Here is a 23,159-nt window from a genome sequence, read left to right as displayed (position 1 = left end):
ATCAAGCCGCTGCCGCACCTGTCCCCCGCATCCTACGGCGGACATCGCCACAGGCCGTTGTGGGAGGATCGACGGCATCATTCGTACAACGTCGCACCCACAAGGAGCGTGCCCATGTCGTCGAATCCGGTCGCCGAGACCGTCGCCTCGCTGATGCCCAGGGCAAGAACTGAGCTCGGCGAGCTGGTGGCCTTCAAGTCGGTGGCGGACTTCGACCAGTTCCCGAAGAGCGAGAGCGAGGGCGCCGCGAACTGGGTCGCCGACGCGCTGCGCGCCGACGGTTTCCAGGACGTGGCCCTGCTCGACACCCCGGACGGCACACAGTCGGTGTACGGCTACCTGCCCGGCCCGGAGGGCGCGAAGACCGTGCTCCTGTACGCCCACTACGACGTGCAGCCGCCGCTCGACGAGTCGGCCTGGACGACCCCGCCGTTCGAACTGACCGAGCGCGACGGCCGCTGGTACGGGCGCGGTGCCGCCGACTGCAAGGGCGGCGTGATCATGCACCTGCTCGCGCTGCGTGCCCTCAGGGCCAACGGCGGTGTCCCGGTGCACGTCAAGGTGATCGCCGAGGGCTCGGAGGAGCAGGGCACCGGCGGCCTGGAGCGGTACGCCGAGGAACACCCCGAACTCCTCGCGGCCGACACGATCGTGATCGGCGACACAGGAAACTTCCGCGTCGGCCTGCCCACCGTGACCTCGACCCTGCGCGGCATGACCTTGGTGCGGGTCCAGATCGACACCCTCGAAGGCAACCTGCACTCGGGCCAGTTCGGCGGCGCCGCACCCGACGCGCTGGCCGCGCTGATCCGCGTACTGGACTCACTGCGCGCCAAGGACGGTTCGACGACCGTCGACGGGCTCGCCGCCCACGCGACCTGGGACGGACTGTCGTACGACGAGGAGCAGTTCCGCGAGGACGCCAAGGTGCTGGACGGCGTCGAACTGATCGGTTCCGACACGGTCGCCGACCGCATCTGGGCACGCCCGGCCGTCACGGTCCTCGGCATCGACTGCCCGCCGGTCGTCGGCGCCACCCCGTCCGTGCAGGCCGGCGCCCGCGCGCTGGTCAGCCTCCGCGTCCCGCCGGGCGTCGACGCGGCCGACGCGACCAAGCTGCTCCAGGCCCACCTGGAGGCCCACACCCCGTGGGGCGCCCGCGTCCGCACCGAACAGACCGGCCAGGGTCAGCCCTTCAGCGCCGACACGACCAGCCCTGCGTACACGGCGATGGCCGACGCGATGGCGGTCGCCTACCCGGGCGAGGAGATGCAGTACGCCGGCCAGGGCGGCTCCATCCCGCTGTGCAACACCCTCGCCGCCCTCTACCCGCAGGCCGAGATCCTCCTCATCGGCCTCAGCGAGCCGGAGGCGCGGATCCACGCGGTCAACGAGAGCGTGTCCCCGGAGGAGTTGAAGCGGCTGTCGGTGGCGGAGGCGCTGTTCCTGCAGAACTACGCGGGCAACTGAGCGCGTCCTGGGCCTCCTTGAGGAAGGGCACCGAAACCATGCGGTTCGTCTTCACCGGCCGGGTGATCGAGTGGCGCGGCCCTTCGCCGTACTACTTCGTCCCCGTGCCGGACGAGGAGTCGGCGGACATCCGTGAGGTCGCCGGCATGGCCTCGTACGGCTGGGGTGTGATCCCCGTCGAGGCGCGGATCGGCGAGGTCGTGTTCACCACGTCGCTCTTCCCCAAGGACGGCGGCTATCTGCTGCCGATCAAGAGCGCCGTGCGGAAGCCGCACGGTCTCGGGGCGGACGACGAGGTGACCGTGGAAGTGACGGTCCGCCTCCAACTCGGCGCCGCCTGAACGAAGATGGGGGCATGTCCCGCACCTCGCGCCTCGCCGCCCACAGCGACATCGCCACCACCCTCGCCCTCCTCTCCGACCACGAACTCGCCGAACTGGTCGACGCGGGGACGCCGTTGGGGACCGGTATCGGCGGGCGCTCGGCGTTGATCGAGGTGGACGGCAGAAAGGTGTTCGTGAAGCGGATGCCGCTGACCGATGTGGAGCGGCGGGCGGAGAACGTCCGGTCGACGGCCAATGTGTTCGGAATGCCCGCCTACTGCCACTACGGCCTCGGCAGTCCTGGCTTCGGTGTCTGGCGGGAGTTGGCCGTGCACACGATGACCACGAACTGGGTGCTGGCGGACCGGTCCCCGGGCTTTCCACTGATGCACCACTGGCGGGTACTCCCCGACACACCCCAGCCGCTGCACGAGGAACTGGCGGATGTGGAAAAGGTCGTGGCCTACTGGGGCGGCAGCCGACAGGTGGGTGAGTACATCGAGGCGCGGCGCACGGCGAGCGCGAGTCTGACCCTGTTCGTCGAGCACTTCCCGCACACGCTCCACGACTGGTTCGACGACCAGCTCCGCACCGGCGATCCGGACGCCGCCTGCACCCTCGTGGAGCAGCAGCTCAAGACCACCACCGAGTTCCTCCACGAGCACCGACTGCTGCATTTCGACGCCCACTTCGAGAACATCCTCACCGACGGCCGACAGCTCTATCTCGCCGACTACGGCCTCGCGGTCTCAGCTCGCTTCCGACTCGCCCCAGAGGAACGGGAGTTCTTCGACCGGCACCAGCACTACGACCGCTTCTACGCCACCGCGCGGCTGGTGAACTGGCTCGTCGTCGCCCTGTACGGGTACGACCTGCCGGAGCGCGAGGCCTTCGTGCGCGCCTGTGCCGACGGCGAGCGGCCCGACAGAATCCCCGAAGCCGCCGCCTCGATCATCACCCGGTACGCGCCACTCACCGCTGTGCTGGCCGACTTCAACCGCCGTGTGCAGAACGAGAGTCGACTCACCCCGTACCCGGGCGACGAACTGAGCCGCGCCTACAACAGCTCCACGCTCTCCGCGTAGTGACAGGCGACCGGGTTCCCCCCACCCCGGTCGACCAGCGCCGGCACCTCCTCCACGCAGGACGCGCGCTCGCTCTCGGTCAGCTGGTTGGCGAACTTGGGGCACCGCGTGCGGAAGCGGCAGCCGCTGGGCGGGCGGACCGGGCTCGGGACGTCGCCCTGGATGGTGATCCGCTTCCGGGCGCGCTCCTTGCGCGGGTCGGGCAGCGGGATGGCGGAGACCAAGGCCTGCGTGTACGGATGTGCCGGGCGGGCGAAGAGCTGTCGGGCGGGGGCGATCTCGACCAGGCGGCCCAGGTACATGACGGCGACCCGGCCGGCCACATGCCGCATCACCGACAGGTCGTGGGCCACGAACAGGAAGGACAGGCCGAGTTCGCTCTGCAGGTCCATCAGCAGATTGAGGACGCCCGCCTGGATCGACACATCGAGGGCCGACACCGGTTCGTCGAGGATGACGACTTTCGGGCGCAGCGCCAACGCCCTTGCGATGCCGATGCGTTGGCGTTGTCCGCCGGAGAACTCGTGGGCGAAACGGTTGCCGTGCTCGGGGTTGAGACCGACCAGTCGCAGGAGTTCGCTCACCTCGGCGCCCGCACCGGATCCGTACCGCCCGTGGATGCGCAGCGGTTCGGCGACGATCTCATGGACGGTCATCCGCGGGTCGAGCGAGGCGTACGGGTCCTGGAAGACGATCTGCAACTCGCGGCGCAGGGGCCGCATCTGACGTCTGCTCAGCTGGGTCAGCTCGTGTTCCCGGTAGCGGACCTGGCCCGAGGTGGCCCGTTCCAGGCCGAGGACGGTGCGGGAGATCGTGGTCTTGCCCGAGCCCGACTCCCCCACCAGGCCCAGGGTTTCGTTCTCGTGCAGGTCGAAGGAGACTCCGCAGACGGCGTGCACATCGCCCACGCGGCGGCGGATGACGCCCTTGGACATGACCGGGAAGTGCTTGACCAAGTCCCGTACCTGGAGGACCGGTTCGCCGGTGCCGCCGTGGCCGGGCAGCGGCGGCAGCGGAGTGGCGGCCTGCGCGGGCGCGGTCATACGGGGTCCTCCTCGGGGTTCGTGGCGGGGGCCGCGTCGGCGAAGCGGGCCAGGGCCTCGGTGTCCGCGCCGACCGCGTCGAAGACCTGGTCGGCGCCGGTGTCGACGAGTTCGTCGGCGAAGTGACAGGCGCTGAGATGCAGGTCTCCGCCCGCCCTGCGGAGGGCGGGTTCGTCCGTGTCGCACACGTCCCGGCTCATGGGGCAGCGCGGTGAGAAGGGGCAGCCGGGCGGCAGGTTGAGCAGGCTCGGCGGTGAGCCGGTGATGGGGGTGAGGCGCGACTCCTCACGGTCGAGGCGGGGCAGGGAGCCGAGCAGGCCCAGGGTGTAGGGCATGCGCGGGGTGTAGAAGATGTCCTCGACGGAGCCGGTCTCCACTATCCGGCCGGCGTACATGACCGCGACCCGGTCGGTGTGGCCGGCCACCACACCGAGGTCGTGGGTGATGAGGACGAGCGCCGCGCCGGTCTCGGCGCGGGCGGTCTCCAGGGCTTCGAGGATCTGTGCCTGCACGGTGACGTCGAGGGCGGTGGTCGGCTCGTCGGCGATGATCACGTCCGGGTCGTTGGCCATCGCGATCGCGATGACGACACGCTGGCGCATCCCGCCGGACATCTCGTGCGGGTAGCTGTCGACGCGCCGTTCGGGGCTGGGGATGCCGACGGTGCCGAGCAGTTCGACGGCGCGTTTGCGGGCGTCCCGGTGTTTCATCTCGGGGTTGTGGCGGAGCAGGGTCTCGCTGATCTGGTAGCCCACGTTGTAGACGGGGTTGAGGGAGGTCATCGGGTCCTGGAAGATCATCGCGATGCCGCTGCCGCGCAGGTCGGACAGGCGCGCGTCGGACAGGCCGAGGAGTTCGGTGCCCTCGAAGCGGACCGAGCCGCGCACCTTGGCGCCGGTCGGCAGCAGCCCCATCACGGCGAGGGCGGTCACCGACTTCCCGGACCCGGACTCGCCGACGATACCGAGCGATTCGCCGCGGTCGAGCCGGTAGCCGACGCCGCGTACGGCCCGTACCGTCCCGTCCTCCGTGCCGAACTCCACACTGAGGTCCTCGACTTCGAGCACGGCGGAGGTCACGGGGACCTCGCGCACTCCATGACTCGTGGTCGTCACTGTCGCACCCTTTGCTGCCGGGGGTCGAAGGCGTCGCGCAGTCCGTCGCCGATGAAGTTGATGGTCAGCGCGATGGCGATGATGAACGCGCCGGGGATGTAGAAGAGCCAGGGCCGGGTGTCGACCGCCGTCTGCGCCTGGGAGACCAGCAACCCCAGGGAGGTGTCGGGCGGTTGGACGCCGAAGCCGAGGAAGGACAGCGCGGTCTCGGTGAGGATGCCGGTCGCCACCAGGATCGTCGCGTTGACGATGATCGGGCCGAGGGCGTTGGGCAGCAGGTGCCGGAAGATGATCCGCGCGTCCGAGGCCCCCAGCGCCCGCGCCGCCTCGATGAACTCCTTCTCGCGCAACGACAGCACCGCGGAGCGCACGACCCGGGCCACGTACGCCCAGGTCAGTCCGGCGATCACGATCGCGATCCAGTACCAGGAGCCGCCGGTGCGGGAGGAGATGACCAGGGCGATGGCGAACAAGGGCAGCGTCAGCACCAGATCGGCGATACGCATCATGATCGCGTCGACGACACCCCGGTAGAAGCCGGCGATGGCTCCCCAGATCGCGCCCACCAGGGTGGAGCCGAGCGCGATCATGATGGCGATCTTGAGTGAGGTCTGGGTGCCGCGCATCACCTGGGCATAGGCGTCGTATCCCGAGGAGTTGGTGCCGAACGGGTGCTTCCAGGACGGCGGCTTGGAGTTGTCCTCGGTGTACTTCTCGTACGAGTAGTGCCACAGGTGCGGGCCGATGAACGCCCACAGGATGATCAGCACGAACACGACCAGGCTGACCATCGCGGCCCGGTGACGCACGAAGCGGCGCAGCACCAACTGGGTCTGGCTGCGCTGCCGAACGTTGAACTCGTGGTCCTGACGCGGCAGTTGCGTGCCCGCGGACCCCGGTGCCTCGATGTCAGTCATAGCGGATCCTCGGGTCGAGTACGGCGTAGAGGAGATCGGCGATGAGGTTGAACCCGATGACGACGACGGCGGAGAGCAACAGCCAGGCCATGGTGCGGTAGACGTCGAGCGTGGTCGCCGCCTGCACCAGCATCTCGCCCATGCCGTGCCACTGGAAGATCGTCTCCGTGATCACCGCGCCGCCCAGGATGATCGCGATGTCGAGGGCGGTGACGGTGGCGAGCGGGATGAGGGCGGTGCGCAGCGCGTGCCGGGTCATCACCCTGCCGCGCCGGAGCCCCTTGGCGCGGGCGAGCCGTACGTAGTCGCTGTTGAGGACCTCCAGCATGGAGGCGCGGGTGTAGCGGGTCCAGGACGCGAAGGAGACCAGGGCGAGGGTGATGGTGGGCAGGATGAGGTGGCCGACGTGATCGGTGAACTGGTTCCAGGTGGTGTCGACTTCGAGGTACGGGGACTTCTCGCCGATGGTGCCGAGGAACTGGCTGCCGGTCTTCTCGTTGAACCAGATTCCGGCCTGCTTGAGGAGGACCGCGAACCAGAACACCGGCATGGCGAGGAACAGGAAGCCGAAGAAGGTGATGGTGTAGTCGGCCGCGGAGTACTGGCGGATGGCGCTGAACACGCCGAAGACGACGGCCATGATCAGTGCGAGGATCATCGCCGCGGCGACCAGGGTGATGGTCACCTTGAAGCGGGTGAACAGGTCGTGTCCGATGTTCAGGTTGGCCTGCACGGACGGGCCGAAGTCGCCGTGCAGGACGCCGGTGATCCAGTTCCAATAGCGTTCCATCACCGGCTGGTTGGCGTGGATGTGCCGGGCGAAGGCGGCCACCGCCGCTTTGCTGGGCGCGGGTTGCCGTGAGGTGGCGAAATTGGCCACCGGGTCACCGGAGTTGATGACGACGAGGAACACGATGAACGTCGAGACGATGAGGACGGGTATGGAGACGAGGATGCGGCGCACGGTGTAGGCGAGCATGCGGTCTTCTCTCGGAGGCCGGCGGGTCGGGGATGCCGTCCGTGGTCGGGGCCCGACCCCGGTGTCGCCGGGGCCGGGCTCGACAGGCGTGCCGGTGGAGCTGTTCCCTCGGGCGGTGGACTATTTCTTCAGGCCCCATGTGCCGGTGTTGTAGGCCGGTCCCACGTTGGTGGAGTTGTTCCGCATATTCACGAACCGCGTCTGCGAGGCGAAGAACGTGGGCTTCTGGTAGAGCGGCAGGACGTAGGCGTCGTTCACCATGAGCTGGTCGGCCTGGTTGAGCAGGGCCGCGGCCTTTGTCGCGTCCGTCTCACCCACGGCCTGGGAGATCATGGAGTCGGCCGTCTTGTTGCTGTAGCCACCGAAGTTGCCGCCACCGCCGGTGAACCAGTTCTGCTGGGCGTTGCTGGTCGGGAACGGCGCCGCGACCCAGGCGAACACGATGATGTCGTACTGGTGCCCGGCGAGGACCGTGCCGAGGTCGGCGGCGCCGATCGGCTTGATGGTGATCTTGATGCCGAGGCTCGCCAGGTTGCTCTGCAGGATCTGGCACTCGCTCTGCCGGATCTGGTTGCCGGTGGTGTAACGGCAGTTGAAGGGTCCGACGGCCTTGCCGTCCGGAGTCTTCAACGCCGTGCCCACACCGGTGAACTTGGCGTCCGTGAGGTACTTCTTCGCCTTCGTCAGATCACCGGATCCCTGGCCGGTGGCACTGACCAGGTCCTTGTAACCGGCCTGCCCGGGAACGAAGTTGTGGCTGCCGAGCGGCTTCACGGCCGGGTCGAACTGGCCGACCGTCTTGGCGATGATGTCCTTGATGCTGATCGCCGTGAACATCGCCTGACGCAGCGCCAGATACTTGCCGAGCACCGGGTTGTGCAGGTTGAGGTCGAAGTGCTCCCAGGTCAGCCCGTTGCCGATGTTGTAGGTGATGCCGGGGATGTCCTTGACCTGATTGACCAGGTCCACCTCGGGCTGCGGGTAGATGCCCTGAACCTCGTTGTTCTTCAAGGCCGTTGGCTCTTGGGTGGCATCCGAGATGACCTTGAAGATCAGCCGCTGCAGGGTCGCCTTCTTCGCGCCGTACCACTTGGGGTCGGGTACGTAGGTGGCGTGATCGTTGTCGACCCACTGCTGCATCTTGTAGGCGCCCGCGGTCGGGTACTTGGTGGGCGGTGTCTTCAGGAAGTACTGCCAGGCCTGCGCCATCTGCGCGGCCGTCATGGCGGCGGCGTCTCCGACCTTGGCGCCGGAGAGCTTCTCGGCGGTATGGGCCGGGTAGAGCGGATAGCCCCCGCCGAACAGCGACTTCCAGTCCGAGTACGACTTGGACATCACCATGGTGAAGGTCTTGCCGTTGTCCGAAGGCGTGAGCGACTTGATCCGGTCGTAGCCCGCGGTGCTCTGCGGCAGACAGCCATGGGTCTGACTGGAGTCGCTGGCGGGCGGGGGCGGGCAGTCCTTGCCGTTGTTGGTGCGCCAGTAGTAGGTGAAGTCGTCGGCGGTGATGGGCGTGCCGTCGTTCCACGCCGCCTTCGGGTTGATCTTGTAGACGATGGTCTGCGGGCTGGTGCTGGTCTGCGTCGCCGAGGTCACCAGATCGGTGTTCAGAGCGACGGTGAAGTCCGGCTGGGGCACGAACACCTGAGGCAGGACGACCTCCACGGCCTCGGCGTTCTCGAAGGTGTTGCCGTTGACGTCCTGGACGTTCCACTGCTGGATGTTCTTCTCCAGCACATAGGTGTACGTTCCGCCGGACTTGGTGGCGGCCGAGTTGCAGGTGTTGGCCTGACCCACGGTGTTGCAGGACGTGAGTCCGGCCGAAGTGCCCTTGCTGGGGCCACCGCCCCCACCGCCGCTGCTGCAGGCGGTGAGCACCAGGGTGAGCCCGGCGGCGAGAGTGAGGGCCCGGGTGAGGGCCGAGGATGGCGCGCGCATGTTCCTCTCCTTCGACCGGCGAAATGTCCGGTCCCGTCGAGGCGGCCGGCGGCCGCGAGAGAACTGAGCTGCGCAAAGACGTTAGAGCTCCGATGTACCTTCTTCACGTTCTTGTTCATACCGGGACGGCGACAATTCGCCCTCGCTTTGTTATCGGAATGACCCATGCCCCGCAAAATGCCCTGGTGGCGCCCCCGAAAAGGCAAAGTCCCGTTCAACATCGTTGATCCGACCGAAAGTTGACGGGCCGTCAGCCAACCGGCACGCCCGCCTCCAGATAGAGCGCGGCCCCGCGCTCCCGGGCTCGCAGCGCCCACCGCAGGCGCTCGTAGCGGACCGGCGGCAACAGGTCGGCGGCCTCCTGCTCGCTGGCGAAGCACCAGCCGCGCAACTCCGGTCCGGGCAGCAGCAGTCGGTCCGCCTCGGCGGCGCCCAGCCGACCGCCGTCGAAGAGGAGGCGCAGGCCGCCGTAGCCGGGTGGTGCGGGTGGTTCCCAGTCGACGACGAGCAGCCGGGGTACGTCGTCGAGGACGATGCCGGTCTCCTCGGTGACCTCGCGCATGCCTGCCCGGGCGGGTGCCTCGCCGGGTTCGACGACGCCGCCGGGGAACTCCCAGCCGGCCTTGTAGGTGGGGTCGACGAGCAGGACCCGGTCCTGTTCGTCGAAGAGGAGCACGCCGGCCGCGATGGTCTCGGAGGTGGGCTCCGGGGTCTGCACGATGTCGCAGACCGGGACGGTACCGCTGCCGACCGCGTCGGCGATCCGGCAGGCCGCCTCGTACGGGGTGAGGGCACTGGTGTCGACGAGATGAGCGTCGGCGGTGAGCCAGGAGGCGAGTGCGGCGCGGTACGGCTCGATGTGGTCGTACGCCCACTGCTGCACCCGGAGCTCGCCGTCGGGGAGGTCCGGCGGGATCTCCCGGCCGGCTATTCGCTCGCGCAGGATCGTTTCCGCCGGTGCCAGGAGAACATGCCGGACCGCGACCCGGCGGGCCGCGAGGCCGCCGAAGATCTCGTCGCGGTACTCCTGGCGCAGCAGGGTCATCGGGACGACGAGGGTCCCGCCGAGCTCGGCGAGCATGGCGGCGGCCGTGTCGATCACGAGCCGTCGCCAGATCTGCAGGTCCTGGAAGTCGCCGACCTCCGCGAGGTGCTTGGGCGGGAGCAGGTTCGGGAGTGCCCCGCCGATGATCTCGGGGTCGAAGAACGTGCTGTTCGGGATCAGGTCGATCAGTTCCCGTGCGGTGGTGGTCTTGCCTGCACCGAACGCACCGTTGATCCAGACGATCACGGACAGTTCCCCCTCTTCTATTGGCCCCCTGAGGCTTGCCCGTTCCACCCTGCCACGGAAACCAGCCGCAGTTGAGGGCGTACAAACGACGGCGCCGGTGCCCCCTCCGACGGGGCACCGGCGCCGAGCTCTTCCGGCCGGTATCAGCTGTTCTGTCCCAGGGAGTTCTCGTCGACGGCGAGGCTGCCGTCGCTGACGAGGTGATCCATGGAGCCCACGGTGTCCTTGACGTTCAGATCGCCGAGTACGTCGTGGTCGTGGGAGTGCGACGGAGTGATCGCGGCGACGACGAACCCGGTGGCGAGGGAGGCGATGGCGAGCATGCTGCGCTTCTTCATGCCCCGTTCAACTGACGAAGCGCGCCGGGGTCACGCCCGGACCGGCCGCCGGGTGGAAACCGCTCCGCCGCGCGACCGTCGTACGAGATCCACGGCCGCCTCGGGCCACTGCGGATGGTCGAAGGTGAAGCCCTCCGCCAGCAGCCGCCCCGGGACGACCCGCCGGCTCTTCAGGAGGAGTTCGGTGTCCGAGCGCAGCGCGAAGGCGCCCAGTTCGGCCATCCACCTGGTGGCGGGCAGGCCCACGGGGATGCCCCGGGCGGCGCGCAGGACGCGCATGAAGGCGCGTTGCGGGAGCGGCCCCGGGGCGGCGAGGTTGACCGGCCCCGTGATGTCCTCCCGAGCGACGAGGAACTCCACCGCGCGGACGAAGTCCTGGTCGTGGATCCAGGAGACGTACTGGGCGCCGCCCGCGACCGCACCCCCGAGCCCGAGCCGGGCCAGCCCGAGCAGCACGTCGAAGACACCGCCCCGGTCGGGGCTCATCACCATGGCGGCACGCAGGGCCACCTTGCGGGTGTGCGGGGTGTCGGCCCGTTCCTGCTCGCGTTCCCAGTTCTTGGCGATCTCCACGCTGTACGACCAGTAGCCGGGCACGTCCGGTTCGGCGCCGCCGATCAGGCCTGTGGCCTCGTCGTTGGGGGCGTCGTAGCGATGGGTGTAGACGGTGGCGGTGCTCATCTGCAGCCAGACGCCCGGCGGGTGCGCGGCGGCTGCGATCGCCTCGCCGACGGCCCGGGTGGAGCGCACGCGGGAGTCCATCATGGCCTTCAGGTTGGCGGGGGTGTAGCGGCAACTGACGCTGCGGCCCGCCAGGTTGATCACGACGTCACTGCCGTCGATCTCCCGGGCCCAGGAGCCCAGGGTCTCACCGTCCCACCACACCTCGCGGTCGCGCGTCGGCCGCCGGGTCAGGACGACGACCTCGTGGCCGACCTCGGTCAGGGCGCGGTCGAGGATCGCGCCCACCTGTCCCGTACCACCGGGAATGACGATCTTCACAGGGCTCCCCCTTCTGTTCTGGAGTGAGCCTAGCGCAGAAAGTTGAACGTGTTCAAAACATGCGCGATGGAAAGTCGAACAATAAATACGCAACTCTTCCAACAGAGTTCGACACGTCCTACCGTAATCGCGCACATGACATGCACAGGAAGTGATCCCATCTCTCGCGAGTCCGGAGGAACGTCACCATGCGTCACCCCCACACCCGCACGACCCGCCGAAGAGTGGTAGGAGTGCTCGCAGCAGGACTGCTGTGCACGGCGGGTCTCGCCGTGCCCGCGGTCGCCACCCCCGTACAGGACCCCGTCTCCCCCACCCTGGCCGACGGTCAGGCGCTCACACCTCCGATGGGTTTCAACAACTGGAACTCCACCAACTGTCGTGCCGAGTTCAACGAGTCGATGGTCGAGGGGATCGCGGACCTCTTCGTCGCCAAGGGCCTCAAGGCGGCCGGCTACCAGTACGTCAACCTCGACGACTGCTGGGCCCTGCCGACCCGTGACGCCGACGGCGAGCTCGTCCCCGATCCGGTCCGCTTCCCGCACGGCATCAAGGCCGTCGCGGACTACGTGCACGCCAAGGGGCTCAAGCTCGGCATCTACACCAGCGCGGGCACGAAGACGTGCAACGCCGCCGGATTCCCGGGCGGCCTGGGCCACGAGTACAGCGACGCGCAGCAGTTCGCCGACTGGGGCGTGGACTATCTCAAGTACGACAACTGCAACAACCAGGGCGTGGACGCCAAGTTGCGCTACACCACCATGCGCGACGCCCTGAAGGCGACCGGCCGGCCCATCGTCTTCAGCATCTGCGAGTGGGGCGAGAACAAGCCCTGGGAGTGGGCCGCGGACGTCGGACACCTGTGGCGCACCACCGGTGACATCAGCGACAACTGGGGCTCGATGCTGTCGATCCTCAAGCAGAACCTGCCGCTCGCGCCGTACGCGGGCCCCGGGCACTGGAACGACCCCGACATGCTGGAGGTCGGCAACGGCGGCATGACGGACACCGAGTACCGCTCGCACTTCTCCATGTGGTCGATCATGGCCGCACCGCTCCTCATCGGCTCGGACCTGCGCAAGGCGACCGACGCGACCTTCGACATCCTCGACAACAAGGAGGTCATCGCGGTCGACCAGGACCCGTTGGGCAAGCAGGGCAACGTTGTCACGTCCGAGGGCGGACGCTGGGTAGTCGCCAAGGAGATGAAGGACGGGAGCCGTACGGTAGCGCTCTTCAACGAGTCCGGCAGCGCCCAGCGCATCGCCACCACCGCGACGGCCGTCGGCCTCCCGAACGCCCGCGCGTACACCCTGCGCGACCTCTGGCAGCACAAGAGCTACAACACCGCGGGCACCGTCTCCGCGACCGTCCCGGCCCACGGCACGGTCCTCGTACGGGTCTTCGCCGACCGGCAGTCGGTCAAGAACCCGCCCGCCGTCGAACTCGGTCTGGACAGCGCCCCGTTGGTCCAGGCGGCGACCGCGACCCCGCTCACGACGACGGTGACCGACCTCGGCCGTACGACCGCCGAGCACGTCTCCGTGACCCTGACCGGGCCCGCCGGCTGGAAGATCCGGCCCAAGTCGTCGACGACCGTGAAGGCCGTGCCGACCGGCAGGTCGCTGCGCACCAGGTGGACGGTCACCGCTCCCTCGGGGACGCCCACGGGGTCGTACGACCTTGCGCTGAAGGCGAGTTACCGCTCACCGAGCGGTACGCGCGTCACCGACACCCTGCCGTTCACCGCGTCCGTGGTGGTCGCTCCCCCTGCGGGCACCTCGTACCTCGGTGACCTGCCGTGGATGTCAACGGCCAATGGATGGGGGCCCGTTGAGCGCAACACGAGCAACGGGGAGAGCGCGGCGGGGGACGGTCGTCCGATCACTCTCGGCGGAGTCGTGTACGCAAAGGGACTTGGCGTACACGCCGAGAGCGAGGTGGCGTACTACACCGGGAAGGCGTGCGAGAAGGTCACCGCGGACGTCGGTGTGGACGACGAGAAGGGGGCCAACGGAACCGTCGCCTTCGAGATCTGGGCGGACGGCACGAAGGTCGCCTCGACCGGCGTCCTCACCAACGCGATGCCCGCCCAGCCGGTCACGGCGGACGTGACCGGCGCCCAGGTGGTCCGACTCGTCGTCACCGACGGCGGCGACGGGATCGACTCGGACCACGCGGACTGGGCGGACGCTCAACTCACTTGCTGAGCAGGGTCGAAGGCCACTGAACGAACGTTTCACCCGTTCTGCGTCTCACACACCGGCCGCGGTCGCACTGCTCGCCTGCCCGGCGAGCGCGGCCGCGGCCGCTCCCACGAGCCCGGCGTCCGTGCCCATCTGGGCCGGCGTCACCGTCAGCCGCCGTACGAAGGACAGCGTCGCGTAGTCGCTCAACGCCTTGCGGAGCGGCGTGAAGAGCACGTCGCCCGCCTTGCCCACACCCCCGCCGATCACGGCGATGTCGATCTCGACGAGGGTCGCGGTGGCCGCGATACCGGCCGCGAGGGCCTGCGCGGCCCGCTCGAAGGAGGCGACGGCGATCGGGTCACCGGCACGGGCGGCGGCGGCCACGGCCGCGGCCGAGGTGTCGCCGTCGGGACCCGGCCGCCAGCCGCCCTCGACCGCCCGCCGGGCGATGTTGGGACCGCTGGCGATCCGCTCCACGCAGCCGCGCGAACCGCACGGACAGGCGTCGCCGTCCAGGTCCACGCTGATGTGCCCGATGTGGCCCGCGTTGCCGGTCGGACCGGGATGCAGCTGCCCGTTGAGGACGAGACCGCCCCCGACTCCGGTGGAGACCACCATGCACAGCGCGTTGGCATGCCCGCGCGCCGCTCCCTGCCAGTGCTCGGCGGCCGTGATCGCCACGCCGTCGCCGATCAGCTCCACGGGCAGGTCCCCGGCCGCCGCACGCACCCGCTCGACGAGCGGATAGTCGCGCCAGCCGGGCACGTTGACCGGGCTGACGGTGCCCGCGGAGGCGTCCACGGGACCCGCGCTGCCGATGCCGAGGGCGCTCGCGCGGGACCACGAGGGCGATGCGGTGAGTTCCGCGAGCACCTCCTCCACGGCCCGCATCACGGTGTCGCCGTCGTCCTGCGAGGGCGTCGGGCGCTGCGCGCGCACCAGGATCTTGCCGTGGCCGTCCACCAGCGCCCCGGCGATCTTGGTGCCGCCGATGTCGAGCGCGGCCACGAGGTCGGTGTGCATCAGTGTCAGATCTCCCCGTCAAACATGAGAACCACCAGTAGGTGAATTGGACCGGTCTCGCGGTGGGGGCGCAGGCCGGAGATATCGTTGGACAGTCTCTCTCGCACATGACAACGTTGTCCAGGCTCTATGCTCGACGCCACATCCTCATACAAACCCATGGACCTTTGCATCCCCCGTGGACGACAGGACAGGACAGCGCATCGTGCCAGAGACCGCCCGCCGCCCCGAGAACCGCTACGGCAACCGTCCGACCATGAAGGACGTGGCCGCGCGCGCCGGTGTCGGCCTGAAAACGGTGTCGCGGGTGGTCAACGGCGAACCGGGCGTCACCCCCGACACCGAGCGTCGCGTCCAGGAGGCCATCGACGCCCTCGGCTTCCGCCGCAACGACAGCGCGCGCGTCCTGCGCAAAGGCAGCACGGCAAGCATCGGCCTCGTCCTGGAGGACCTCGCCGACCCGTTCTACGGCCCCCTCAGCCGCGCGGTCGAGGAGGTGGCCCGCGCCCACGGCGCCCTCCTGATCAACGGCTCCAGCGCCGAAGACCCGGACCGTGAGCAGGAGTTGGTGCTCGCGCTGTGCGCCCGGCGGGTGGACGGTCTGGTCGTGATCCCGGCCGGGGACGACCACCGTTATCTGGAGCCGGAGATCAAGGCGGGCGTCGCGACCGTGTTCGTGGACCGCCCGGCCGGGCAGATCGACGCCGATGTCGTCCTGTCCGACAGCTACGGCGGCGCGCACGAGGGGGTCACCCACCTCATCTCCCACGGCCACCGGCGCATCGGTTTCATCGGCGACATGCCCCGCATCCACACGGCCGCCGAGCGCCTGCGCGGCTACCGGGCCGCCATGGAGGACGCCGGTATAGCGGTCGAGGACGCCTGGATGTCCCTCGGTGTGACCGACCCCGTCCGGGTGCGCCGGGCCGCCGAGGACATGCTGTCCGGCCCCTCCCCCGTCACCGCGATCTTCGCCGGCAACAACCGCGTGACGGTCACCGTCGTCCGCGTCCTCGCCGAACAGGCCCGGCGGATCGCCCTCGTGGGCTTCGACGACTTCGAACTCGCCGACCTGCTCCAGCCCGGCGTGACCGTCGTCGCCCAGGACGCGGCGGCCCTCGGCCGTACCGCGGCCGATCGTCTCTTCCGCCAGTTGGACGGCACGCTCATCGCCCCGGAACGCATCGAGCTGCCGACCCGGCTGATCACCCGGGGCTCGGGCGAGCTGCCGCCGACGGACTGAGCCGACCCGTGAACGACCGTACGCTGGAGGCTCTGGGGCTGGCCCGGGCGCCGCGGGAGTTCCCGCTCGACTACCCGGGTGCTTGGCCCGCCGCCTCCGGACTCCTCGTCGGGGACCGGCTGCTGCCCCTCGACGACCGCTTTGCGTATGAGGACCGCACTCCGGTTCTCGCCGTCGGTTCCAACGCCTGTCCCGGTCAACTGCGGCACAAGATGGCTGAGTTCGGGATCGACTCCCCCGTCCCGATGGTGAAGGTACGGGTCACCGGTGTCGACGTCGGTGTCTCCGCGCATGTGAGCCGCGTGGGCTACGTGTCCGCGTCGCCGGTCACCTCACCGGGTGTCGTACGGGAGTTGTTCGTGACGTGGTTCGACGCGCGGCAGCTCGCCGTGGTGGACGCGAGTGAAGGGGCGTACGACCGGGCGTGGTTGACCGGGTCCGAGTTCCGTTTCGCGGCGGACTCCGGGGAGTCGCCGCGGGGCGCGTACGTCTACGTCAACCGGCACGGGGTGCTGCGTGACGGCACGGGTGGGCCGCGCCGGCATCCGGGTGAGCGCGCGCTGCTCACCGAACTTCTGGCTGCCTCGCCGGAGTTGAGGAAGCTGTTCGGGCGGACACCGGAGGAGTTCTGTGTACGGGCGCGCGGAGACCGGGAGTTGTGCGAGCGGGGTACGCGGCTGTTCCGGGAGGAGGGGTTGGTGACGGCGTCCGGTCTGGAGCGCTTCGTGCAGCCTCAGCAGACCGGTAGTCCCGGGACCGGTTCGTCGTTGCCCCCGCCCTTGATGTAGACGTCGCTGACATAGACGTTCGTGTTGCCGCTGTCGTCGTCCGTCTTCGCCCACCAGACGTTGGTCCACTGGCCGTATGTCTCGCGGCGGCCCAGATTCACCTGGCAATAGAAGTAGTTGGTGCCCGCGCCGAGCACACCTGCCTCGGTGCCGGACGCGGTGTAGGACTTGGCGCTGCGCCACACCTGGCAGTTGTACTTGCCGCCGCCGATGGACTGGCAGGCCGGGGTGGGACTGGCGCTGGGGCTGGTTCCGCCCGTGGGGGTGCTGTTGCCGCCTGTGGTTGTGCCGCCGGAGGAAGCGGACCTGGTCGGCGAGGCGGTGGGGGATTGCCCAGCCGTCGTGTCCTCACCCTTGCCGGTGTGCTGCTGCGTCGGTGCCTCAGTCCCGTCGGCGCCCTGTCCGGTGGGCCTGGCGGAGTCCGAGCGCCGGGCGTCCGCGCGTGCGGTGGGCGAGGAGGCGCCGACGTCCTGGACCGGGGGTGAGCCGCCCTGCGAAGTGTCCGACGTGCCACCGGAGTCGACGAAGTGGGCGACGGCCACCCCGGCTCCGGCGAGGACGACCGCTACGGCAGCGGCGGCGATCAGAACACGTGCCTTGCCGCGGGGGCGGGCCGGGCGCGCGATGGGGCCGGTCGGCGGGGACGGGTGGGGTACCGGGGCGAGGGGCGGGCCGAAGCCTTGGGGGACGGAGGTGGGAGCGGGCGTGGGTGCGGGTGCGGAAAGTGGCGTGGGATCGGGCGGAGGGGCATCCGCTCCAGCCGGCCGCACCGAAGAACCGGGGACCTGCTCTTCAGCTCCAACCGGGGTCTCCTGTTCCTCACCCCCAAGTCCCGTGGTCCGAGCCTCCGTTGACTCCTGCGGTTCCTGAACCCGGTCTCCCGCCCCCGAGCCCACGGGCACCGCGGCAAGCCCTCCCCCGGTCCCCCGCAGCAGAGTCGTGGGCGAGTCCGTCTCGGGCGCCTGTGCCACCGCTTCCAGCAGTGTGCGCGCCTGGTCGGCGTCGGGGCGGGACTCGGGGCGTTTGTCGAGCAGTTGGCGCAGGACGGGGGTGAGCGGACCGGCGCGGTGGGGTTCCGGCAGGGGTTCGTCGACGATCGCCGTGAGGGTGGAGTACGTCGAGGTGCGGCGGAACGGTGAGGCGCCCTCGACGGCCGCGTACAGCGTGGCGCCCAGGGCCCAGACGTCGGAGGCCGGGCCGGGGTCGGCGCCCTGCGCGCGTTCGGGAGCCAAGTAGTCCAGGGAGCCGATGAGTTCGCCGCTGCGCGTGAGGTGCGTGGCGGATCCGTCGCCCGGGTCGTCCATGGTCGCTATGCCGAAGTCCGTGAGGACGACCCGGCCCGAGCGCTCCAGCAGGATGTTCCCGGGCTTCACATCGCGGTGCAGCACACCGACGGCGTGGGCGGCGGCCAGTGCCTCCATCACCTTCGCACCGATCCCGGCCGCCTCGCGCGGGTCGACGGGGCCGCGCTCCCCCAGCACGTCGTCCAGGGAGGGACCGTCGATCAACTCCATGACGATCAGCGGGCGTCCGTCGACCTCCGCGATGTCGTGCACGGCGACGACACCGGGGTGGCGGACCCGCGCCGCGGCCCGTGCCTCGCGCTGCATCCGCAGCCGCAGATCGGCGAGTTCGGGCGCGTAGTCGTCGGTGAACGTGCGCAGTTCCTTGACCGCGACCTCACGGCCCAGGACCTCGTCGACGGCGCGCCAGACCACGCCCATACCGCCGCGCCCGAGCCTGGCCACGACGCGATAGCGCCCGGCCAGCAGTCGGCCGACTCCGTCCACGCGTCCGCTCTCCCCCGAAGACACTGCCGCTCCGTTTCTGTGGCACATCCATGAACGCCGTACAGCCTACGGGGCGGCAGTGACAACAGGAGGGGGCGGCGACAGCTGTGACATGTCCGCTACGTGGCGGACGCCGTCAGGTCGCCCCGGCGGGGCGTCGCGAAGCCCTCCAGGTCCGTCCGGGTCAGCCCGGTCGCGTCGGCCACCTCGGCGATGTCGAGCGCGCCGCAGTCCAGGCCCCGCAGCAGATAGCCGCTGAGGGCCTTGGCGGTCGCAGGCTCGTCCATGACGTCGCCGCCGGCCCGGTTGGCGTAGCGGGCGAGGCGGGCGGCGGCCTGTTGGAAGCCCTCGCGGTAGAAGGCGAAGACGGCCGCGTAGCGGGTGGGGATGTGGCCGGGGTGCATGTCCCAGCCCTGGTAGTACGCGCGGGACAGCGCCCGCCGGGTGAGGCCGTAGTGCAGTCGCCAGGCGTCGTGGACCTTGGCCGTCGGACCGACCGGGAGCACATTGGTGGAGCCGTCCGAGACGCGTACTCCCGTGCCGGCCGCCGCGACCTGCATGACGGCCTTCGCGTGGTCGGCGGCGGGGTGGTCGCTGGCCTGGTAGGCGGCGGAGATGCCGAGGCAGGCGCTGTAGTCGAAGGTGCCGTAGTGCAGGCCGGTGGCGCGGCCCTCGGCGGCCTGGATCATGCGGGCCACCGTGGCGGTCCCGTCGGTGGCCAGGATGGACTGGCTGGTCTCGATCTGGATCTCGAAGCCGATCCGGCCGGCGGCGAGACCGTGCGCCTTCTCGAAGGCGTCCAGGAGGCGCACCATCGCGGTGACCTGTTCGGCGTAGGTGACCTTGGGCAGGGTCAGGACCAGCCCCTCGGGCAGTCCGTCGGCCGCCATCAGTCCGGTCAGGAAGATGTCGAGGGTGCGGATGCCCCGGTCGCGCACCGGCGCTTCCATGCACTTCATCCGGATGCCCATGTAGGGCGCCGCCGTGCCCTTCTGGTACGCCTCGGCGATGAGCCGGGCCGCGCGGGCGGCGGCCTCGTCCTCCTCGGCGTCGGGGCGGGGGCCGTAGCCGTCCTCGAAGTCGACACGCAGGTCCTCGACGGGCTCGTGCTCCAACTTGGCCCGCACGCGCGCGTGGACGGGTTCGGCGAGCTCGTCGGAGAGGCCGAGGACGGCGGCGAAGGAGGCGGCGTCGGGGGCGTGCTCGTCGAGGGCGGCGAGGGCGCGGTCGCCCCAGGTGCGGATCGTGTCGGCGGCGAAGACGTCACCGGGGACGTAGACCGTGTGGACGGGTTGGCGGGTGCCGGGGTCGCCGGGGTAGCGGCGCTCCAGTTCGGCGTCGACCGGTGCCAGGGAGGCGCTGATCTCCTCGCCGACCGCGCCCGCGAGGCTCGTCGCCACCTTCTCCTGCTCGCCCTGACCCATTCCACAGCCTCCAGTTTTCCGCTGTACGGAATCAACAATCCGTAGAACGAAGTTATCCGTGGATCTTCCCGCCGGTCAACACCCTGTCCACGGCGTGAACCCACACCGTTCACTCCCGCCCCGAGGCCCTCTTCCGCCCGGCTCTCCGCCCCTTCATCCTGACTCCCAAGGGGAGGGGATGCACATGTCGACTGTCAGGACGGTGACGCGGCGCGCCGGGCTCACCACACTGGTGGCGGCCGCCGTCGCCCTGCCACTCATCGGAACCACGCGCTCCGGAACCGCCCGGAAGGAGACCCGCCTGCTGGACGTGATGACCTTCAACCTGCGCTACGCGAGCAGCGAGGAGCCCAACAGCTGGAAGGTCCGCCGCCCGGTGATGCGCGACCTGCTGCTCCGCGCGGCCCCCGACATCATCGGCACCCAGGAAGGCCTCTACGCGCAGCTCCAGGACATCAAGCACGACCTCGCACCGCACTACGACTGGATCGGCGGCGGCCGTAAGGGCGGCAGCTTCGACGAGGAGACGGCGATCTTCTACGACACCCGCCGACTCGCCCCCGTCGAGTACGACCAGTTCTGGCTCTCCGACACGCCCTCGGTGATCGGCTCGAACACCTGGGGCGGCGACCACCCACGCATCGCCACCTGGATCCGCTTCCGCGACCTCGGGGACGGCGGACGGCAGTTCTACGTCCTCAACACCCATCTGGACAACGCGAGTCAGTACGCACGCGAGCGTGCCGCCACGCTCATCGCCCAACGCCTCGCCCGTCTCGACCGCTCCCTGCCGATCGTGGTCACCGGCGACTTCAACACCGCCGCCTACACCACCTCGGTCTACGACACGATGCTGGGCGCCGGTCTCAGGGACACCTGGGACGCGGCGGCCGGGCGCGGGCCGCTGTACGGCACCTTCCACGGCTATCGCGCGCTCGTCCCGAGCGGGAACCGCATCGACTGGATCCTGGTCACCCAGGGAGTCGCCGTGCGCCGTACGGCCATCGACACGTTCTCCGAGAACAGCCAGTTCCCGAGCGACCATCTGCCCGTGCAGTCCACGATCAGCCTGGGATGAGCGGCCCGGGATGCGCCGAGGCCCCCACGACCGCGCGGGTCGCAGGGGCCACGTGACGCTTCCGGAGATCAGCCCTTGCGGGTGTTGATCTCCTCGGTGAGCTGCGGGACGACGTCGAAGAGGTCGCCGACCACGCCGTAGTCGACGAGGTCGAAGATCGGGGCCTCGGCGTCCTTGTTGACGGCCACGATCGTCTTCGAGGTCTGCATGCCCGCACGGTGCTGGATCGCGCCGGAGATGCCGTTGGCGATGTAGAGCTGCGGGGACACGCTCTTGCCGGTCTGGCCGACCTGGTTGGAGTGCGGGTACCAGCCGGCGTCGACGGCGGCACGCGAGGCGCCGACGGCCGCGCCGAGGGAGTCGGCGAGGGCCTCGATGATCGCGAAGTTCTCCGAGCCGTTCACACCACGACCGCCGGAGACGACGATCGCGGCCTCGGTCAGCTCCGGGCGGCCGGTCGACTCGCGCGGGGTGCGCGCGGTGACCTTGGTGCCGGTGGCCTTGTCCGAGAAGGTGACCGCGAGGGCCTCGACGGCGCCGGCGGCCGGAGCGGCCTCCACGGCAGCCGAGTTGGGCTTCACGGTGATGACCGGGGTGCCCTTGGAGACACGGGTCTTGGTGGTGAAGGAGGCGGCGAACACCGACTGCGTGGCGACCGGGCCCTCGGCACCGGCCTCCAGGTCGGTGGCGTCGGTGATGATGCCGGAGCCGATGCGCACGGCCAGGCGGGCGGCGATCTCCTTGCCCTCGGCGGAGGACGGCACCAGGACGGCGGCCGGGGAGACGGCGTCGTAGGCGGCCTGGAGGGCGTCCACCTTCGGTACGACGAGGTAGTCGGCGTACTCGGCGGCGTCGTGCGTGAGCACCTTCACCGCGCCGTGCTCGGCGAGCGCGGCGGCGGTGTTCTCGGCACCGGGGCCGAGGGCGACCGCGACGGGCTCGCCGATACGGCGGGCCAGCGTCAGCAGCTCCAGGGTGGGCTTGCGGACGGCACCGTCCACGTGGTCGACGTAGACGAGAACTTCAGCCATGGGAATGGTCTCCTGCGTGCGTGCGAAGTCTGAGGGGCGGTAAGCGAGTCGGGTCTTGAGCCCTGGGGCGAGCGGCGTGGGGGCGTGCCTGCACTCCCCCGGTGCCGCTCAGATGAACTTCTGGCCCGCGAGGAACTCGGCGAGCTGCTTGCCGCCCTCGCCCTCGTCCTTGACGATCGTGCCGGCGGTGCGCGCGGGGCGCTGGGCCGCGGAGTCGACGGCGGTCCAGGCGCCTTCGAGGCCGACCTCGTCGGTGTCGATCTCCAGGTCGGAGAGGTCCCAGGCCTGAACAGGCTTCTTCTTGGCGGCCATGATGCCCTTGAAGGAGGGGTAACGCGCCTCGCCCGACTGGTCGGTGACGGACACAACGGCCGGCAGGGAGGCCTCCAGCTGCTCGGAGGCGGTGTCGCCGTCACGGCGGCCCTTGACGACGCCGTCCGCGACGGAGACCTCGGAGAGCAGCGTGACCTGGGGGACGCCCAGGCGCTCGGCCAGCAGGGCGGGGATCACACCGGCGGTGCCGTCGGTGGAGGCCATGCCGGAGACGACCAGGTCGAAGCCGGCCTTCTCGATCGCCTTGGCCAGCACCAGGGAGGTGCCGATGACGTCGGTGCCGTGCAGATCGTCGTCCTCGACGTGGATCGCCTTGTCGGCACCCATGGACAGCGCCTTGCGCAGGGCGTCCTTGGCGTCCTCCGGGCCCACGGTCAGGACGGTGATCTCCACGTCGTCGTCCGAGTTCTCGGAGATCTGCAGCGCCTGCTCGACCGCGTACTCGTCGAGCTCGGAGAGCAGACCGTCCACGTCGTCCCGGTCGACGGTCAGGTCATCGGCGAAGTGCCGGTCGCCAGTGGCGTCGGGCACGTACTTCACAGTGACAACGATCCTCAAGCTCACGCCGGCTCTCCTACTGCATCGTCATTTTTCGGCTGCCTACTTCCAGGCAGCATAGGCGCCTTGAACGGCCGTTCCCGGTGCGGGCGGCCGGTGCTCCGAGCGAAATATTACTCGCCAGTACGCAGCACTACGCTCCCTCAGCAGATGCCCGCTAAGCAAGCGCTTTGAACTGTGACCTGTGCAACGCAGCGTAAT

20 protein-coding genes are annotated in these 23,159 nt (G+C 69.6%); 7 read left to right on the top strand and 13 right to left on the bottom strand.

The window, feature by feature from the left end:
• Positions 1 to 114 precede the first annotated feature (114 nt).
• The 3 genes from OC490_RS39345 to OC490_RS39335 are packed head-to-tail and all read left to right on the top strand — an operon-like array spanning position 115 to position 2,878.
• Complete coding sequence (locus OC490_RS39345; protein WP_262062842.1) at positions 115 to 1,470, top strand: dipeptidase; 1,356 nt, start codon at positions 115 to 117, stop codon at positions 1,468 to 1,470.
• A gap of 38 nt (positions 1,471 to 1,508) precedes the next feature.
• Complete coding sequence (locus tag OC490_RS39340; RefSeq protein WP_262062841.1) at positions 1,509 to 1,811, top strand: DUF1905 domain-containing protein; 303 nt, start codon at positions 1,509 to 1,511, stop codon at positions 1,809 to 1,811.
• Between the two features lie 14 nt (positions 1,812 to 1,825).
• Positions 1,826 to 2,878: a protein kinase family protein gene (locus tag OC490_RS39335; RefSeq protein WP_262062840.1), complete on the top strand. Its 1,053-nt coding sequence runs from the start codon at positions 1,826 to 1,828 to the stop codon at positions 2,876 to 2,878.
• On the opposite strand, the gene OC490_RS39330 is transcribed toward OC490_RS39335, so the two are convergent.
• The 8 genes from OC490_RS39330 to OC490_RS39295 all read right to left on the bottom strand — a co-directional run bounded on the left by OC490_RS39330 (position 2,851) and on the right by OC490_RS39295 (position 11,501).
• Positions 2,851 to 3,921: an ABC transporter ATP-binding protein gene (locus OC490_RS39330; RefSeq protein ID WP_262062839.1), complete on the bottom strand. Its 1,071-nt coding sequence runs from the start codon at positions 3,919 to 3,921 to the stop codon at positions 2,851 to 2,853. The genes OC490_RS39335 and OC490_RS39330 overlap by 28 nt on opposite strands.
• Positions 3,918 to 5,015 carry an ABC transporter ATP-binding protein gene (locus OC490_RS39325; protein WP_410099236.1) on the bottom strand — a complete coding sequence of 366 codons (1,098 nt, stop codon included), beginning with the start codon at positions 5,013 to 5,015 and terminating at the stop codon, positions 3,918 to 3,920. Before OC490_RS39325 ends, OC490_RS39330 begins: the two co-directional genes overlap by 4 nt.
• 17 nt (positions 5,016 to 5,032) lie before the next feature.
• Complete coding sequence (locus tag OC490_RS39320) at positions 5,033 to 5,953, bottom strand: ABC transporter permease (protein WP_262062837.1); 921 nt, start codon at positions 5,951 to 5,953, stop codon at positions 5,033 to 5,035.
• Positions 5,946 to 6,932, bottom strand: a complete 987-nt coding sequence (locus OC490_RS39315; protein WP_262062836.1) for an ABC transporter permease — start codon at positions 6,930 to 6,932, stop codon at positions 5,946 to 5,948. The genes OC490_RS39320 and OC490_RS39315 overlap by 8 nt, the downstream gene beginning before the upstream one ends.
• Before the next feature lie 120 nt (positions 6,933 to 7,052).
• Entirely contained in the window at positions 7,053 to 8,870 is a 1,818-nt protein-coding gene (locus tag OC490_RS39310; protein WP_262062835.1) for an ABC transporter family substrate-binding protein, read from the bottom strand.
• 250 nt (positions 8,871 to 9,120) lie between these two features.
• On the bottom strand, positions 9,121 to 10,161 hold the full coding sequence (locus OC490_RS39305; RefSeq protein ID WP_262062834.1) for an NUDIX hydrolase: 1,041 nt from the start codon (positions 10,159 to 10,161) through the stop codon (positions 9,121 to 9,123).
• Between the two features lie 143 nt (positions 10,162 to 10,304).
• A complete protein-coding gene (locus tag OC490_RS39300; protein WP_262062833.1) occupies positions 10,305 to 10,499 on the bottom strand; it encodes a hypothetical protein in 195 nt (64 codons plus the stop codon).
• A gap of 30 nt (positions 10,500 to 10,529) precedes the next feature.
• Positions 10,530 to 11,501, bottom strand: coding sequence for a TIGR01777 family oxidoreductase (locus OC490_RS39295; RefSeq protein WP_262062832.1), 972 nt, complete (start codon positions 11,499 to 11,501; stop codon positions 10,530 to 10,532).
• Positions 11,502 to 11,689: 188 nt separating this feature from the next.
• Between OC490_RS39295 and OC490_RS39290 the strand changes: the two genes are divergently transcribed.
• Positions 11,690 to 13,711, top strand: a complete 2,022-nt coding sequence (locus tag OC490_RS39290; RefSeq protein WP_262062831.1) for an NPCBM/NEW2 domain-containing protein — start codon at positions 11,690 to 11,692, stop codon at positions 13,709 to 13,711.
• 45 nt (positions 13,712 to 13,756) lie between these two features.
• Here OC490_RS39290 and OC490_RS39285 read toward each other — a convergent pair whose 3' ends face one another.
• Positions 13,757 to 14,713: an ROK family protein gene (locus tag OC490_RS39285; protein WP_262062830.1), complete on the bottom strand. Its 957-nt coding sequence runs from the start codon at positions 14,711 to 14,713 to the stop codon at positions 13,757 to 13,759.
• A 205-nt stretch (positions 14,714 to 14,918) separates the two neighbouring features.
• Between OC490_RS39285 and OC490_RS39280 the strand changes: the two genes are divergently transcribed.
• Both OC490_RS39280 and OC490_RS39275 read left to right on the top strand, forming a co-directional pair.
• Entirely contained in the window at positions 14,919 to 15,956 is a 1,038-nt protein-coding gene (locus OC490_RS39280) for a LacI family DNA-binding transcriptional regulator (protein ID WP_262062829.1), read from the top strand.
• Positions 15,957 to 15,964: 8 nt separating this feature from the next.
• A complete protein-coding gene (locus tag OC490_RS39275; protein WP_262062828.1) occupies positions 15,965 to 16,744 on the top strand; it encodes a hypothetical protein in 780 nt (259 codons plus the stop codon).
• Here OC490_RS39275 and OC490_RS39270 read toward each other — a convergent pair.
• On the bottom strand, positions 16,690 to 18,582 hold the full coding sequence (locus OC490_RS39270; RefSeq protein WP_410099232.1) for a protein kinase domain-containing protein: 1,893 nt from the start codon (positions 18,580 to 18,582) through the stop codon (positions 16,690 to 16,692). The two genes, OC490_RS39275 and OC490_RS39270, sit on opposite strands and share 55 nt — an antisense overlap.
• Positions 18,583 to 18,653: 71 nt before the next feature.
• Positions 18,654 to 19,958, bottom strand: a complete 1,305-nt coding sequence (locus tag OC490_RS39265) for an HpcH/HpaI aldolase/citrate lyase family protein (protein ID WP_262062826.1) — start codon at positions 19,956 to 19,958, stop codon at positions 18,654 to 18,656.
• Positions 19,959 to 20,142: 184 nt separating this feature from the next.
• On the opposite strand from OC490_RS39265, the gene OC490_RS39260 reads away from it, so the two are divergent.
• Complete coding sequence (locus OC490_RS39260) at positions 20,143 to 21,036, top strand: endonuclease/exonuclease/phosphatase family protein (RefSeq protein WP_262062825.1); 894 nt, start codon at positions 20,143 to 20,145, stop codon at positions 21,034 to 21,036.
• Between the two features lie 68 nt (positions 21,037 to 21,104).
• Here the strand turns inward: OC490_RS39260 and OC490_RS39255 are convergent, their stop codons facing one another.
• Together OC490_RS39255 and OC490_RS39250 are read right to left on the bottom strand one after the other, a co-directional pair.
• Positions 21,105 to 22,067, bottom strand: coding sequence for an electron transfer flavoprotein subunit alpha/FixB family protein (locus OC490_RS39255; protein ID WP_262062824.1), 963 nt, complete (start codon positions 22,065 to 22,067; stop codon positions 21,105 to 21,107).
• A 108-nt stretch (positions 22,068 to 22,175) separates the two neighbouring features.
• Positions 22,176 to 22,964 carry an electron transfer flavoprotein subunit beta/FixA family protein gene (locus OC490_RS39250; RefSeq protein WP_262062823.1) on the bottom strand — a complete coding sequence of 263 codons (789 nt, stop codon included), beginning with the start codon at positions 22,962 to 22,964 and terminating at the stop codon, positions 22,176 to 22,178.
• Between the last annotated feature and the right edge of the window lie 195 nt (positions 22,965 to 23,159).

Origin of the sequence: Streptomyces sp. STR69, assembly GCF_024519455.1 — a bacterium.
Lineage (GTDB): Bacteria > Actinomycetota > Actinomycetes > Streptomycetales > Streptomycetaceae > Streptomyces.
The sequence above is the reverse complement of the archived record's forward strand: the minus strand, read 5'-3'. Positions and strand labels throughout refer to the sequence as shown.

Bases quoted from the DNA above. Each gene is read 5' to 3' on its own strand.
- OC490_RS39345 (WP_262062842.1), top strand. From the start codon at position 115: ATGTCGTCGAATCCGGTCGCCGAGACCGTCGCCTCGCTGATGCCCAGG.
- OC490_RS39340 (WP_262062841.1), top strand. From the start codon at position 1,509: ATGCGGTTCGTCTTCACCGGCCGGGTGATCGAGTGGCGCGGCCCTTCG.
- OC490_RS39335 (WP_262062840.1), top strand. From the start codon at position 1,826: ATGTCCCGCACCTCGCGCCTCGCCGCCCACAGCGACATCGCCACCACC.
- OC490_RS39330 (WP_262062839.1), bottom strand. From the start codon at position 3,921: ATGACCGCGCCCGCGCAGGCCGCCACTCCGCTGCCGCCGCTGCCCGGC.
- OC490_RS39320 (WP_262062837.1), bottom strand. From the start codon at position 5,953: ATGACTGACATCGAGGCACCGGGGTCCGCGGGCACGCAACTGCCGCGT.
- OC490_RS39315 (WP_262062836.1), bottom strand. From the start codon at position 6,932: ATGCTCGCCTACACCGTGCGCCGCATCCTCGTCTCCATACCCGTCCTC.
- OC490_RS39310 (WP_262062835.1), bottom strand. From the start codon at position 8,870: ATGCGCGCGCCATCCTCGGCCCTCACCCGGGCCCTCACTCTCGCCGCC.
- OC490_RS39300 (WP_262062833.1), bottom strand. From the start codon at position 10,499: ATGAAGAAGCGCAGCATGCTCGCCATCGCCTCCCTCGCCACCGGGTTC.
- OC490_RS39290 (WP_262062831.1), top strand. From the start codon at position 11,690: ATGCGTCACCCCCACACCCGCACGACCCGCCGAAGAGTGGTAGGAGTG.
- OC490_RS39285 (WP_262062830.1), bottom strand. From the start codon at position 14,713: ATGCACACCGACCTCGTGGCCGCGCTCGACATCGGCGGCACCAAGATC.
- OC490_RS39270 (WP_410099232.1), bottom strand. From the start codon at position 18,582: ATGTGCCACAGAAACGGAGCGGCAGTGTCTTCGGGGGAGAGCGGACGC.
- OC490_RS39265 (WP_262062826.1), bottom strand. From the start codon at position 19,958: ATGGGTCAGGGCGAGCAGGAGAAGGTGGCGACGAGCCTCGCGGGCGCG.
- OC490_RS39260 (WP_262062825.1), top strand. From the start codon at position 20,143: ATGTCGACTGTCAGGACGGTGACGCGGCGCGCCGGGCTCACCACACTG.
- OC490_RS39255 (WP_262062824.1), bottom strand. From the start codon at position 22,067: ATGGCTGAAGTTCTCGTCTACGTCGACCACGTGGACGGTGCCGTCCGC.